This window comes from Polaromonas sp., assembly GCF_031411155.1.
Lineage (GTDB): Bacteria > Pseudomonadota > Gammaproteobacteria > Burkholderiales > Burkholderiaceae_C > Polaromonas.
The window spans coordinates 1-13,022 of the sequence record NZ_JANOAL010000101.1 but is presented as its reverse complement, the minus strand read 5'-3'; the positions used below and the strand labels follow the sequence as shown (position 1 = coordinate 13,022).

13 protein-coding genes and 1 riboswitch are annotated in these 13,022 nt (G+C 62.7%); of the genes, 3 read left to right on the top strand and 10 right to left on the bottom strand.

Features of this window, described 5'->3' with window-relative positions; genetic code table 11:
• Positions 1-135 (bottom strand): uL13 family ribosomal protein (locus RMO23_RS07200; RefSeq protein ID WP_309679935.1); only part of this gene is annotated, 135 nt, incomplete at its 3' end.
• Positions 136-524: 389 nt separating this feature from the next.
• On the opposite strand from RMO23_RS07200, the gene RMO23_RS07195 reads away from it, so the two are divergent.
• Positions 525-1,511 carry a 23S rRNA (adenine(2030)-N(6))-methyltransferase RlmJ gene (locus RMO23_RS07195; RefSeq protein WP_309679931.1) on the top strand — a complete coding sequence of 329 codons (987 nt, stop codon included), beginning with the start codon at positions 525-527 and terminating at the stop codon, positions 1,509-1,511.
• 217 nt (positions 1,512-1,728) lie between these two features.
• Here RMO23_RS07195 and RMO23_RS07190 read toward each other — a convergent pair whose 3' ends face one another.
• The 7 genes from RMO23_RS07190 to ahcY all read right to left on the bottom strand — a co-directional run bounded on the left by RMO23_RS07190 (position 1,729) and on the right by ahcY (position 9,057).
• Positions 1,729-2,760 carry a cytochrome d ubiquinol oxidase subunit II gene (locus RMO23_RS07190; RefSeq protein ID WP_309679929.1) on the bottom strand — a complete coding sequence of 344 codons (1,032 nt, stop codon included), beginning with the start codon at positions 2,758-2,760 and terminating at the stop codon, positions 1,729-1,731.
• Entirely contained in the window at positions 2,753-4,243 is a 1,491-nt protein-coding gene (locus tag RMO23_RS07185; protein WP_309679927.1) for a cytochrome ubiquinol oxidase subunit I, read from the bottom strand. The genes RMO23_RS07190 and RMO23_RS07185 overlap by 8 nt, the downstream gene beginning before the upstream one ends.
• Positions 4,244-4,245: 2 nt before the next feature.
• Positions 4,246-4,869: a GbsR/MarR family transcriptional regulator gene (locus tag RMO23_RS07180; protein WP_309679925.1), complete on the bottom strand. Its 624-nt coding sequence runs from the start codon at positions 4,867-4,869 to the stop codon at positions 4,246-4,248.
• Between the two features lie 107 nt (positions 4,870-4,976).
• Entirely contained in the window at positions 4,977-5,597 is a 621-nt protein-coding gene (locus tag RMO23_RS07175; protein ID WP_309679924.1) for a septal ring lytic transglycosylase RlpA family protein, read from the bottom strand.
• Between the two features lie 13 nt (positions 5,598-5,610).
• Positions 5,611-6,441: a methylenetetrahydrofolate reductase [NAD(P)H] gene (gene metF / locus RMO23_RS07170; RefSeq protein WP_405041579.1), complete on the bottom strand. Its 831-nt coding sequence runs from the start codon at positions 6,439-6,441 to the stop codon at positions 5,611-5,613.
• 7 nt (positions 6,442-6,448) lie between these two features.
• The gene (locus tag RMO23_RS07165; protein WP_309679922.1) at positions 6,449-7,465 is read right to left on the bottom strand and encodes a TlyA family RNA methyltransferase; all 1,017 of its coding nucleotides are present in this window, start codon (positions 7,463-7,465) and stop codon (positions 6,449-6,451) included.
• 152 nt (positions 7,466-7,617) lie between these two features.
• A complete protein-coding gene (gene ahcY, locus RMO23_RS07160) occupies positions 7,618-9,057 on the bottom strand; it encodes an adenosylhomocysteinase (protein WP_309679920.1) in 1,440 nt (479 codons plus the stop codon).
• Between the two features lie 104 nt (positions 9,058-9,161).
• Positions 9,162-9,247, bottom strand: a riboswitch (S-adenosyl-L-homocysteine riboswitch).
• A gap of 32 nt (positions 9,248-9,279) precedes the next feature.
• Between ahcY and RMO23_RS07155 the strand changes: the two genes are divergently transcribed.
• The gene (locus RMO23_RS07155; protein ID WP_309679918.1) at positions 9,280-10,128 is read left to right on the top strand and encodes an HAD-IIB family hydrolase; all 849 of its coding nucleotides are present in this window, start codon (positions 9,280-9,282) and stop codon (positions 10,126-10,128) included.
• On the opposite strand, the gene RMO23_RS07150 is transcribed toward RMO23_RS07155, so the two are convergent.
• Positions 10,115-11,086: a tripartite tricarboxylate transporter substrate binding protein gene (locus RMO23_RS07150; protein WP_309679916.1), complete on the bottom strand. Its 972-nt coding sequence runs from the start codon at positions 11,084-11,086 to the stop codon at positions 10,115-10,117. The genes RMO23_RS07155 and RMO23_RS07150 overlap by 14 nt on opposite strands.
• A 392-nt stretch (positions 11,087-11,478) precedes the next feature.
• On the opposite strand from RMO23_RS07150, the gene RMO23_RS07145 reads away from it, so the two are divergent.
• Positions 11,479-12,540, top strand: a complete 1,062-nt coding sequence (locus RMO23_RS07145; RefSeq protein ID WP_309679914.1) for a PDDEXK nuclease domain-containing protein — start codon at positions 11,479-11,481, stop codon at positions 12,538-12,540.
• 142 nt (positions 12,541-12,682) lie between these two features.
• Here the strand turns inward: RMO23_RS07145 and RMO23_RS07140 are convergent.
• On the bottom strand, positions 12,683-13,022 hold a 340-nt coding region (locus RMO23_RS07140; RefSeq protein ID WP_309679912.1), incomplete at its 5' end, for a hypothetical protein.

Here is a 13,022-nt window from a genome sequence, read left to right as displayed (position 1 = left end):
CGTATAAATGGCCTTGTGTTTGCCGCGCAAACGGAGAGCAACTTCGCTGGCTACTCGTCCGAGGACCTTGTCGGTCGCGTCAATCACAAACCACTCGTGCGTCACGTCAGCGGGTTTGGCGCTGAAGGTTTTCATGAGTTTCTCTTAAGTTTTAAGGGTTTGTCGGGCTCTTTTCCACGGTCGGCGTTCTTCTGATGAGAACCTCTTAGGTGGGGGTCCGGGAAGGTTATATCGACATGAAACGACAGCCTGCCCTGCTCCGCCGCGGAACCACTAGGCGCTGCAGAGCCTTTGATTATATGAAGAATCAGACACTGGCGTCAATTTTCCTGCCTTGGCGCCAGCCTTTTTCCAACGCGAACCGTTACGATACGAGGGCGGGCGCTTCTGAAAATTCAGCTTTTCGGGATGAAGTGCTAGACGCACGGAGCGCAGGACACCGGAATGCACTTCGGTGCATGAGGATTCCGAGCACCGCGCAACGACGCAATTCGCCCGAAAAATGAATTTACAGAAGTGCCCCCATGTTTTCCTACCGCCACGCCTTCCATGCCGGCAACCATGCCGACGTGCTCAAGCACACCACGCTGATCGCGTTGATGAAGTATTTGACGCAAAAAGACACGGCGCTGACCGTGATCGACACCCACGCCGGCGCCGGCCTGTACCGGCTCGATGGCGACTACACCGAAACCAGCGGCGAAGCGCTGGACGGTGTTTTCAAGCTGCTTTCCGATCCAAACAAGCCTCCAGCCCATCAGGAACGCGCACCAGCGGCTACAAAAACCATAGCAACCAGCAAACCCAAGGCCAAGCCGCCGCTGGTGCTGGCCCCTGCCCTGCAAGACTACATTGACCTGCTGCGCGAGTTGAACCCGCAGTTTGCCCAGACCGGCGTGGCCACCGACCTGAAGATCTACCCCGGCTCGCCCTTCATCGAGCAGAAATTCCTGAGCGGGCGCGACAAGCTCAAGCTGTTTGAGTTGCACCCCACCGATTTCAAGTCGCTTTCCGGCAACATCGAGCAGCTGGGCGTGGGCCGCCAGGTGGCCGTCGCGCGTGAAGACGGCTTTGAAGCGCTCAAGACCTTTTTGCCGCCGCCGGCCCGCCGCGCCATGGTGCTGTGCGACCCGAGCTACGAGATGAAGACCGACTATGGCCGCGTCAGCACCTGCATGGCCGATGCCGTCAAGCGCTTTGCCACCGGCACCTACGTCGTCTGGTACCCCCTCATTCCGCGGCCGGAAGCGCATGATTTGCCGCGCAAGCTCAAAACCCTGGCGGTGAAGGCCGGCAGAAGCTGGCTCAACGCCACGTTAACGGTGAAATCAAGCAAATTGACGACCGATACCGAAGGCGAAGTCGTCCGCCCCGGCCTGCCCGCCAGCGGCATGTTCATCATCAACCCGCCGCACACGCTGAAGGCCGAATTGCAGGCCGCGCTGCCGCAAATGGTGACGTTGCTGGGCCAGGACCGCAATGCCGGCTTTACGCTGGAGCATGGCGGCTGAAGGCAAAAAAACGGAATCGCGGCCAAGTCCACCATACGACCGTCTTTCAGGGCGTGAAAGCCGTGCTGGCCCGGTTATCGGCCAGGCTCCAGCGCACCGAACACTCCCGTCGCGCCCGTTTCGGCAAAAAACGAGTTTTAGGCATCAAATCTGCCTCTAGCCGGCGCAGAACATGCGCGACGCGCTATCTATTTAATAGTGCACCGGCTGCGCCGATTCAATACTTCAGCGCCGTGCTCTTGCCCCAGAACACGCGGTAGGCAAACACCGTGTAGCCGACAATCATCGGCAGCACCACCGCGGCGCCGGCCAGAATCACGCCCATGGCCTCGGGCGCGCTAGCGGCTTGCCAGATATTGAGCTGGTCGATGACCAGCCACGGAAACAGGCTGTAGGCCAGGCCGTAAAACGCCAGCAAGAACACGCCGACGGTGGCACCAAACGGCACCCAGGCGCCGTATTCATTGCCTTGCGCCAGCCGCACCGGCAGCCGCTGCAGGCTGCGCCAGATCACGGCAAACAGCACGGCGGTGGCGGCCGGAATCGGCAGCAGCAGCACGATGTTGGGGAAGGAAAACCATTTGGCAAAAATGCTGGGGCTGACCAGCGGCGTGGCGATGGAGATGGCGGCCACACCGGCCATGGTGAACCACAGGCTGGCGCGCGCCCAGCGCACCGCCTGCAGCTGCAAGGCGCCTTCGGACTTGATGATGAGCCAGCCCGCGCCCAGCAGACAGTAGGCGGCGACCAGCGCCAGGCCAATGACCGAATTGAACACCCTGGTCCAGGCGCCGGCATCGAAGCCGGTGATCAATGAGCCCAGCATATAGCCCTGGCTCCAGCTGGCCAGCAGCGAGCCGGTGTAAAACAGCCGGTTCCACAGCGGCTTGTGGGCGGCGCGCGCCTTGACGCGAAAGTCAAACGCCACGCCGCGCAAGATCAGGCCTATCAGCATGAAAGCCACCGGCAGGTACAGCGCGCCCAGAATCACGCCATGCGCCAGCGGAAACACGGTCAGCAAGATGCCGACGCCGAGCACCAGCCAGGTTTCATTGGCGTCCCAGAACGGGCCTATGCTGGCGATCATGCTGTCCTTGTCGTCGTCGCCGGCGCGGCGCATCAGCACGCCGACGCCGAGGTCGTAGCCGTCCAGAATCACATAGGCCAGCATCGCCAGGCCCATGACGACGAGAAACACAATCGGCATCCAGCCGGCGGCCTGGGTCAGGTCGGGTGCCAGGTCAAACATGGGCCGCTCCTTGCTGCTGCGGGTAGTTGACGACGTTGAGCTGGTCTTCCAGGGCGTCGTCGCCAAAGGGCTGGTCGGCATGCTTTTTGTGGCGCGCCAGGTAAAACAGCACCGAGACGTAGGCCACGATCAGTGCCGCGTAGAGGGACAGGTACAGTGCCAGCGTGAGCGCAATGCGCGGCGCGGTCACCTTCGAAGCCGCGTCGGCCGCCGTCAGCACGCCCGACACCAGCCAGGGCTGCCGGCCGACTTCGGTGACATACCAGCCCGCGATCAGCGCGACCCAGCCCGCAAACGTCATGGCGACCAGCACGCGCGCATGCCAGATGGTGAGGTCGGGGCCAGGGGCCGCGGCCGCCAGCGCAGGGCCGCCCCAAGCAAGGCCAGCCCCCTCGGGGGGCAGCGTAGTACGCGAAGCGACAAGCGTGGGGGCCACTTTCCTCCACGGCGCCAGCTGAAAGGTGGTGGCCCAGCTCACGGCCAGCATCAGCAGGCCCACGCCGACCATGATGCGAAAGCCCCAGAACACCGGCGCCACCGGCGGGTGCTTGCCAACAAAATCGTTGAGGCCCTGGACCTCGCCGTTCAGCTCATGCGTCAGGTACAGCGAGGCCAGCTTGGGAATGGCGATTTCATAGCGGTTTTCGCGTGTCTTTTCGTCGGGGAGGGCAAACAGCACCGCCGGTACGCCCTTCTGGGTTTCCCAGATGCCTTCCATGGCGGCGAGTTTGGCCGGCTGGTGATGCAGGGTGTTCAGGCCGTGCAGGTCACCGGCGATGATCTGCAGCGGAATCAGCAGGGCCGCCAGGTAGACGCCGGTTTTCAGCCCGGCCATCACTTCGGCGCCGCGCTCCTGGCGCAGCCAGCGGTAGGCCGACAGCCCGGCGACCAGAAACGCCACCGTGAGGCCCGAGGCCAGCATCATGTGGGTGAAGCGGTAGGGAAAAGAGGGGTTGAAAATGACCTGGAGCCAGCTCGTCACATGGGCCTTGCCGTCAATCATTTCAAAGCCGGCGGGCGTCTGCATCCAGGAGTTGAGCGCCAGAATCCAGAATGCCGACAAGGTGGTGCCGCCCGCCACCAGCAAGGTGGCGATGGTGTGCATGCGCTCGCTGACACGCTCGCGGCCGAACAGCATCACGCCCAGCATCGTCGCCTCCAGGAAAAACGCCGTCAGCACCTCATAGGCCAGCAAGGGGCCGGCGATGTTGCCGACCTTTTCCATATAGCCCGGCCAGTTGGTGCCGAACTGAAAGCTCATGGTGATGCCGCTGACCACGCCCATGGCAAAGGTCAGCGCAAACACCTTGACCCAGAACTGGTAGGCGTCCATCCAGTGCTGCCGGCCGGTCTTGACGAAGCGCAGCTTGAAAAACAGCAGCACCCAGCCCAGCGAAATGCTGATGGTCGGAAACAGGATGTGAAAAGTCATGTTGGCCGCAAACTGGATGCGGGCCAGCAGGAAAGCGTCAAGTCCGTCCATCGTCAGCTCCTGTCTTCATCGGTGGCCCTGGCAGGCGGCGCTGCCAGTGTGTTCGGTGCGGCGCGGCCTGTCAAACCAGCCATGACCGAGCTGGCCACCCTGTCCTTGACTTCGAGCAGCTTTTGCACCTTGGCGCCCATCTTCATCAGGCTCACCAGGGTGGCCGAATCCATTTTTTGCACATCGGCCAGCCAGCCGGTCATCAGCTCGATCAAATCGTGCATCTGCTTCATGCGCGCCTGGGCATGGATGTCGTCGGCGGCGGCCGGCTGCTCCATCAGCGCATCGCGCAGCATCGACAGCGTCGGGTCGATCTCGCGCTTGCGGCGTTCCTCGGCCAGCGTGCGGAAAATCGCCCACACGTCCTCAGGCGCCTGAAAATACTCGCGCCTGTCATTGGGCAGGTGCTGCAGCCGCACCAGGTTCCATGATTGCAGCTCCTTCAGCCCCATGCTGACATTGGAGCGCGAAAAGGCCAGCGCCTCGGCAATGTCGTCGGCATTGAGCGCGCGCGGCGACACGTAGAGCAGGGCATACATCTGCCCCACGGTGCGGTTGATGCCCCAGCGGCTGCCCATTTCACCGAAATGCAAGACAAAACGCTGGGTCAGTGGAGCCAGATTCATGAGCAGCCTTAACTTGTGTTTATTGAATTTTCAGGAATTACTGAAATTCTAATAAGTTCCGGCATTTCCTGCAGCGGCTGCCGCGATTGGGGTCTTGGAGACGGGGACTACTGCGGTCGGCCGGGGCTGCGCCGGGGCCGAATTCTGGGCCTGGCGGCTTGCCGAACGCCGGGACTGAACGTGAGCACGGGCGCGGCGGACTCCGGCACCAGCAGCTGGACCTGTTTCACGCCCAGCCCCAGCATGCCCAGCGATTCGGCCGCCGCCCGGCTCAGGTCAATCACGCGGCCCGCCGAAAAGGGACCGCGGTCGTTGATGCGCACATCGACCTCGCGCCCCGTCACCAGACTGCGTATCCGCACCACGGTGCCGAACGGCAGGGTCCGATGGGCGGCCGTGAAGTCATGCATGTTGAAGCGCTCGCCGCTGGCGGTGCGGCGTCCGTGAAAGCCCGGGCCATACCAGGAGGCTCCGCCGCGTTCGAGCTCTTTGGGCGCTTCGCCGGACAGCAGATTTGGGTCGCCGGCAGCGCCTTGCGGAGCCAGCGTGGGCGCGGGATCGGAAAGGGTGCGCGGCGCATCGGGAATAGCCGGCTGCACCATGGCAGGCCAGACCGGGTTGAAAGCCGGAACCTCGCTGGCGCGGCCCGAGGGCGGCGCCGTGGTGCAGCCGCTCAGCAGCCCCAGCAATGTGGCGGTGATGGCCAGCCTGGCAACGCCCCTGAACATGCTCGGTGCGCCGTCAGCCCGCCCGCAGCCGGCGCAAAATTTCTGTCGTCGCGCCGGCCTGGTTCATCGTATAAAAATGAATGCCGGGCACGCCGGCCGCCTGCAGTTGCGCGCACAAGTCGGTGATCACATCCAGGCCAAAGCTCTTGATAGACGCCGTGTCGTCGCCAAAGCCCTGCAGGCGCAGCCGGATCCAGCGCGGGATTTCGGCGCCGCAGGCGTCGGAAAAACGCATCAGCTGCGTCGAACTGGTGATGGGCATGATGCCGGGCACCACCGGCACCTCCACGCCGAGTTTGCGCACATCGGCCACAAAGCGAAAGTAGGCCTCGGCGTTGAAGAAATACTGGGTGATGGCCGAATTGGCCCCGGCCCTGACCTTGGTGGCAAAGGCGTTCAGGTCGGCCTCGGCCGATTTGGCCTGCGGGTGGATTTCGGGGTAGGCGGCGACTTCGATGTGAAACGCGTCGCCGGTCTCGGCCCGGATAAAGGCCACCAGGTCACTGGCGTAATGAAATTCGCCGCCCATGCCGTAGCCGCTGGGCAGGTCGCCGCGCAGCGCCACCAGGCGCTTCACGCCCATGGCCCGTAGCGTGGCCAGCTGCGCGCGCACCGTGGCCTGGGTCGCGCCAACGCAGGAGAAATGGCAGGCGGCCTCGACCCCCTCCTCCAGAATATCCTTGACGGTACCAAAAGTGCCCTCTTGGGTGGAACCGCCGGCGCCAAAGGTGACCGAGCAGAACTCGGGCCGGTGGGCATACAAGGCCTGGCGCGTTACGCGCAGCTTGTCGGCGCCCTCGGGCGTTTTGGGCGGAAAAAATTCAAAGCTGATCGGCAGGTTCATGGCCATTTCAATCGTGGTTCGGGTCGGGTTCAGGTTCCACACGCCGCTTGCTGCGCGCCGGGCCGGGCTGGCCGGCGTGGGCGAGTTCGGAGTCTTCGTGCGGCGCCCGGGACGCGCGCAACTCGCTGCGCGGCAGCCGCTTGGCGCCTTTTCGCGCTGGCGCGGCCGCCAGCGGCGGGTCCTCGCCCAGCGCTTCATGGCCCTTTTTAGCGTGAATAAAAAATTCGCGGTTGCCGTCGCCGCCTTCAATCGGCGAGTCCAGCCAGGCCAGCACCTCCAGCCCCAGGCCGCTACAGCAGTCGCGCAGGCGCTTTTCGACAAACTCAAACAGCGCCGCATCGCGCACGATGCCGCCCTTGCCGACCTGGCCCGGCTGCAGTTCAAACTGCGGCTTGACCAGCATCAGCAGATGGCCGTCGGCCTTGAGCAGCCGCGTCACGGCGGGCAGGATCAGGGTCAGCGAGATGAAGGACACATCGCCGGTCAAAAAATCGAAAACCGGGTCGAAACCGGCATCAGAACCCGGTTCGGCCTCGATTTCAGCATCAAATCCGGCCTCAGCCCCCGATTCATAAGCGCAGGCAGCTATCAAATCAGTAGCAGTCAGAGAGCGGGCATTGATACCCTCAAGGCAAATCACTCGCGCATCGTGATGCAGGCTGGGGTGCAGCTGGCCGTGGCCCACGTCAACCCCCACCACCTGCACCGCACCGTGCTGCAGCAGGCAGTCGGTAAAACCGCCGGTGGACTGGCCGATGTCCAGGCAGCGCAGGCCGCTCACGTCCAGCGCCGTGCTTTTGAGCGCACCTTCGAGCTTGAGGCCGCCGCGCGAAATGTACTTGGCCTCGGTGCTGTCCAGCACCAGCAGCTCGGCGGCGTCCGGCAACTCGTCGCCGTTCTTGGCCACCTTCTTCCACGCGGCCTCGGCGTCGACGCGCCACTGCACCCCCGAAGCAATCAGGCGCTGGGCCTGGGAGCGGGTGGTGGCAAAGCCGTGTTCGACGAGAAATAGGTCAGCGCGCAAAGAATGTCTCCAATTGACTGGCAGCCCCAAGGGCGTAGCGAGCGCCCGTCAGCCAAGGCGCGGGGGGATCCATGAACCGGAGCGCACTTCAGGTACGTGAGGATTCATGGAAGGACCCGCAACGCCGGATCACGGGCGCGCAGTAGCCACTATCAGTAGCGGTAGGTGTTGGCTTTGTAGGGGCCGGCTTTGCTCACACCGATGTAGGCCGCCTGCTCGTCGCTCAACTCGCTCAGCATCGCGCCGACTTTCTTCAGGTGCAGACGCGCGACTTTTTCATCGAGGTGCTTGGGCAGCACATAGACCTTGCCGACTTCGTACTCGGCCTGCTTGGTGAACAGCTCAATCTGCGCAATGGTCTGATTCGCAAAGCTCGACGACATGACAAAGCTCGGGTGGCCGGTGCCGCAGCCCAGGTTTACCAGGCGGCCCTTGGCCAGCAAAATGATGCGCTTGCCGTCGGGAAAGATCACATGATCGACTTGCGGCTTGATCTCTTCCCAGGTGCATTTTTCGAGCGAGGCGACGTCGATCTCGTTGTCGAAATGGCCGATGTTGCAGACGATGGCCTGGTCTTTCATGGCCGCCATGTGCTCGTAGGTGATGACGTTCTTGTTGCCGGTAGCGGAGACAAAAATGTCGCACTTGTCGGCGGCGTATTCCATGGTCACGACCTTGTAGCCTTCCATCGCGGCCTGCAGCGCGTTGATCGGGTCGATCTCGGTCACCCAGACCTGGGCGCTGAGGGCGCGCAGGGCCTGGGCCGAGCCCTTGCCGACGTCGCCATAACCGGCCACGCAGGCGACCTTGCCGGCAATCATCACGTCGGTGGCGCGCTTGATGGCATCGACCAGCGACTCGCGGCAGCCGTAGAGGTTGTCGAACTTGGACTTGGTGACCGAATCGTTGACGTTGATGGCGCGCAGCGCCAGCGTGCCCTTGGCCGACATTTCATTGAGGCGCAGCACGCCGGTGGTGGTTTCTTCGGTCACGCCGACGATGTTTTTCAGGCGGCGGCTGTACCACGTCGGGTCTTGCGCCAGCTTGGCCTTGATGGCGTTGAACAGGCAGATCTCTTCTTCGCTGCCGGGCTTGGCCAGCAGGGACGCATCGGTTTCGGCCTTGCTGCCCAGGTGCATCAGCAAGGTCGCGTCGCCGCCGTCGTCCAGAATCATGTTCGGGCCTTCTTCGGGCGTGCCCTTGGCACCGCTGAACTCGAAGATGCGGTGGGTGTAGTCCCAGTAATCGGCCAGGGTTTCGCCCTTGATCGCAAATACCGGCGTGCCCCTGGCGGCAATCGCGGCGGCGGCATGGTCCTGCGTCGAGAAGATGTTACACGAGGCCCAGCGCACGTCGGCGCCCAGCGCCTGCAGGGTTTCGATCAGCACGCCGGTCTGTATCGTCATGTGCAGCGAGCCGGTAATGCGCGCGCCCTTGAGGGGCTGGGCCTTGGCGAATTCTTCGCGAATCGCCATCAGGCCGGGCATTTCGGTTTCGGCGATTTTCAACTCTTTACGACCCCATTCGGCCAGCGACAGGTCGGCAATGATGTAATCAGCGGTAGCAGATGCGGGTTTAAGGACGGCGTTCATACGGTTCTCCAAAATCAGATAGCAAACTGGGCAAAATGGCCACGACGCAGGACTTCAAATGGGCGGGGAGTCGGTGGGTTTGACTCACCCGGCTTTGGAGCACATGCGGGTGAGCGTTGTTGCAAATGTCACAAGTATGTGAGTCCTGAGCCTGGTCCACATGCCGTGGGTTGCAACGCTCCTCAGGAGGGGCCTATTGTACAGACATGCGAAAATTTCGCCATGCAAGCACTGACCCACTGGAGCGCGCGGGCCCGGCGCGGCATCACCGGCGTTTTCACCGACATCGACGACACCCTGACCACCGACGGCGCCATCACGCCCGATGCGCTGGCGGCGCTGGCGGCTTTGAAAGCGGCCGGGCTGCAGGTCATCGCCATCACCGGCCGGCCGGTGGGATGGAGCGAGCCGTTTGCGCGGGCCTGGCCGCTCGACGCCATCGTCGCTGAAAACGGGGCGGTTGCCCTGTTTCGCCAAAACGCCGCCGTTTCGCTTCAAAAAGGCCTGCAGCCCGAGCAGAACGGGCATGAGCCGCTATCAAAACGATACCAACAGGACGAGGCCACGCGGCAGGCCAACTACGCCCGCATGCAGCGGGTGGCCCAGCGCGTGCTGCGGGAAGTGCCCGCCGCCGTGCTGGCGCGGGACAGCGCCGGGCGCGAAACCGACATCGCGATTGACCACGGCGAATTCGCGCAGCTGCCGCCCTTGGCCATCGCGCAGGCGGTGCAGATCATGCAGAGCGAAGGCATGAACGCCAGCGTCAGCTCCATCCACATCAACGGCTGGTTTGGCGCGCACAACAAGCTGGAAGGCGCGCGCTGGATAGTGCGTGAGTTGCTGGGCCGGAACCTGGACGCCGAGATGGCGCACTGGGCCTATATCGGCGACTCGACCAATGACCAGCTGATGTTTGAGGCTTTCGAGCATTCCATCGGCGTGGCCAATGTGCGGCGCTTCGAGGCGCAGCTGGCGCAGCTGCCGCGCTACATCAGCCAGGGCGAGCGCGGCGCCGGCTTTGCCGAGGTGGCCGCGGCGATTCTGGCCGCGCAGGCCGTCACTGCGCCTTAGCCAGGCCGAGTTTTTCCACCAGCGCCTTTTCACGCGCAAAGGTGTCCTGCGCAAACTTGCTGTAACCCGCCGTGCCCATGTACATGGGCACCATGTCGTAGCGGGCCAGCGCGATTTTGTAGCTTTCCTGCTCCATCGCCTGCTTGAAGGCATCGTGCAGTCGCTTGACGACCGCGGGCGGCGTGCCCTTGGGCGCGCCTATGCCAAACGGCGAGTTCTGCACCATATCCAGTCCCAGCTCTTTCAGCGTGGGCGCATCGGGGAACTTGGCCAGGCGCTGCTCGCCCCAGGTGTTGAGCACGCGCAGCTTGCCGGCCTCGACCTGCGGCGCAAAGCCGGTGGAATCGGCCGCCGCCATGATGTTGCCGCCCAGAATCGACTGCATCAGGTCGGCACTGCCCTTGTAGGGCACATGCAGCAGTTGCAGGTTCAGCTTTTGCGCAATCAGCTCCATCGTCAGGTGCGGGCTGGTCAGGGTGCCGGTCGAGCCGTAAGTCAGCTTGCCCGGGTTGGCGCGGGCCCAGCCGACAAAATGCGTCCAGCTTTTGAGCGGCGAATCGGCTGGCACGACCAGGCCAAAGGCATAGCCGGTGACGTTGAGCACATAGGCAATGTCCTTGACCGGGTCCCAGTTGATCTTGGTGGTGTAGGGCAGGCGAAACACACCCAGCGGAATCTGCGCCAGCGTGTAGCCGTCGGCCGCCGAGGTCTGCAGCGTTTGCGCCGGCAGCGTGCCACCGGCGCCGGGCTTGTTGTCGATGACCACTGGCTGGCCCAGGATTTTGGAGGCGTTGTCGGCCAGCACCCGCATGGTGATGTCGGTCGGCCCGCCGGCCGGAAAGGCGACGAGGAGCTTGATGGGCCGGGCCGGAAAGCTTTGCGCCTGCGCCACGCCCAAAGTGGCGAGCGAGGGGGCGGCCAGTGCGGCGGCGGATTGCAGTAAGTGGCGGCGTTGCATGGAGACTCCCGAACTGGTGACGTAACTCGCCCCATCATGCGTCAGCCAGGCCCTGGCCACATCAGGGCAAGTCCTGAAGACCTGTCACGCCCGCGTCAAGCCCATTTTCAGAGCGTTTCAGGCCTTCAGCCCAAATACAACAAGCGTCTTCAGCTATCGTTTTAATAGCGCTAACGCACTCCTAAACCCGCGCCAATACACTTTGCAACGCTTTCCCGGTGTGGGTGCCGAGCTTCACCACCGCCTCCGGCGGTGCTGACGCGACGACTGTGCCGACCGTCTTGCCGCCGTCAGCGCCTGGTTCCCCGCATAATCTCTCGACCAACCTGAGCCCTTGACCAGACACGCCCCTTGAACACGCCGAATGACCGAAAAAACCTCATCCTCACAACATGGCATCAAAGACAGCCGCGCTGATTGAAACACCCGGTGGCTATGCTGACTGGCTTGCCGAGCTGAAGCTGCGCATCCACACCGCGCAGCAGCGGGCGGCGCTGGCCGTTAACCGTGAGCTGGTGCTTCTGTATTGGCAAATTGGGCAGGATATTCTGGAGCGGCAAGCCACGCAGGGCTGGGGGGCCAAGGTGATTGAGCGGCTGGCGCATGACTTGCGTGTTGATTTCCCGGATATGAAGGGGTTCTCGCGTGCGAACCTGATGTATATGCGTGCCTTTGCAGAGGCTTGGCCAGACGCTGCAATTGTCCAACAGGCTGTTGGACAATTGCCATGGGGTCACAACCTGGTGTTGATCACCCGGCTCAAAGACTCTGCATTGCGCCTGGCCTATGCACACCGTGCAGTCCAGCATGGTTGGTCACGCAACATGTTGAATATCCACATTGAAACCCGGCTACTGGAGCGAGAAGGCCAGGCGCTCACCAATTTTGAGGCGCAGCTACCCGCGCCGCAATCTGACCTTGCCCACGACACACTGAAAGACCCGTATCTGTTCGACTTTCTCGGTGTAGGCAAGGAAGCCGATGAACGTGCCATTGAATCAGCCCTTGTTCAGCACATCACGCAGTTTCTGATCGAGCTGGGTGCCGGCTTTGCCTTTGTGGGGCGCCAGGTGCTTATTGGAGTAGGCGGCGACGACTTCTACATGGATCTTCTGTTCTATCACCTCAAGCTGCGCTGCTATGTGGTGGTTGAGCTCAAGGCCGGCGCACTCAAGCCGGAACACACCGGACAGCTCGGTTTTTACCTGAGCGCGGTGGACTCGCAAGTCAAGGCAGAACAAGACAACCCGACCATTGGTCTGTTGCTGTGCAAGAGCAAAAACCGTGTGGTGGCCGAATACGCGCTGCGCGACTCCAACAAGCCCATTGGCGTGGCTGAATATCAGCTAATTGAATCCCTGCCCGCCGAGCTGCAAACCAGCCTGCCCAGCATTGAGCAGATTGAACGCGAGTTGGCGGGTAGCGATGCGATAGCGTCCTCGGCTAAAAGTTGATCTGGGAGTTAGCGTTTGGCGTTTTTGACCTACCTGCAGGCCTCAAAACCGCAAAAAAACCCCGTTTCAAGGATCATTTAGGCCTCTAGCCCAGGTAATACGTGCGCAAGCAGCTATTATTTTCATAGCGCATGAATTCGCATCAAACCCGGGCCAGCACGCTTTGCAGCGCCTCGCCAGTGTGCGTTTGCAGCCGCACGACCGCTTCCGGCGGCGCTGATGCCACCACCCGGCCGCCGGCATTGCCGCCATCCGGTCCCAGGTCGATCACCCAGTCGGCTTCGGCGATCACATCGAGGTCGTGTTCGATCACCACCACGCTGTGGCCGCCGTTGACCAGGCGGTGCAGCACGTGAATCAGCTTTTCCACATCGGCCATGTGCAGGCCCACCGTCGGCTCGTCGAGCACATAGAGCGTGTGCGGCGCCTTCTGGCCGCGGCGCGTGATGTCGTCGCGCACCTTGCTGAGTTCGGTCACCAGC

Excerpts from the sequence above, each read along its gene's own strand:
- RMO23_RS07195 (WP_309679931.1), top strand. The coding sequence starts at position 525 with ATGTTTTCCTACCGCCACGCCTTCCATGCCGGCAACCATGCCGACGTG.
- RMO23_RS07155 (WP_309679918.1), top strand. The coding sequence starts at position 9,280 with ATGCAAGCACTGACCCACTGGAGCGCGCGGGCCCGGCGCGGCATCACC.
- RMO23_RS07180 (WP_309679925.1), bottom strand. The coding sequence starts at position 4,869 with ATGAATCTGGCTCCACTGACCCAGCGTTTTGTCTTGCATTTCGGTGAA.
- RMO23_RS07145 (WP_309679914.1), top strand. The coding sequence starts at position 11,479 with ATGGCATCAAAGACAGCCGCGCTGATTGAAACACCCGGTGGCTATGCT.
- RMO23_RS07185 (WP_309679927.1), bottom strand. The coding sequence starts at position 4,243 with ATGGACGGACTTGACGCTTTCCTGCTGGCCCGCATCCAGTTTGCGGCC.
- metF (WP_405041579.1), bottom strand. The coding sequence starts at position 6,441 with ATGAACCTGCCGATCAGCTTTGAATTTTTTCCGCCCAAAACGCCCGAG.
- RMO23_RS07190 (WP_309679929.1), bottom strand. The coding sequence starts at position 2,760 with ATGTTTGACCTGGCACCCGACCTGACCCAGGCCGCCGGCTGGATGCCG.
- ahcY (WP_309679920.1), bottom strand. The coding sequence starts at position 9,057 with ATGAACGCCGTCCTTAAACCCGCATCTGCTACCGCTGATTACATCATT.
- RMO23_RS07150 (WP_309679916.1), bottom strand. The coding sequence starts at position 11,086 with ATGCAACGCCGCCACTTACTGCAATCCGCCGCCGCACTGGCCGCCCCC.
- RMO23_RS07175 (WP_309679924.1), bottom strand. The coding sequence starts at position 5,597 with ATGTTCAGGGGCGTTGCCAGGCTGGCCATCACCGCCACATTGCTGGGG.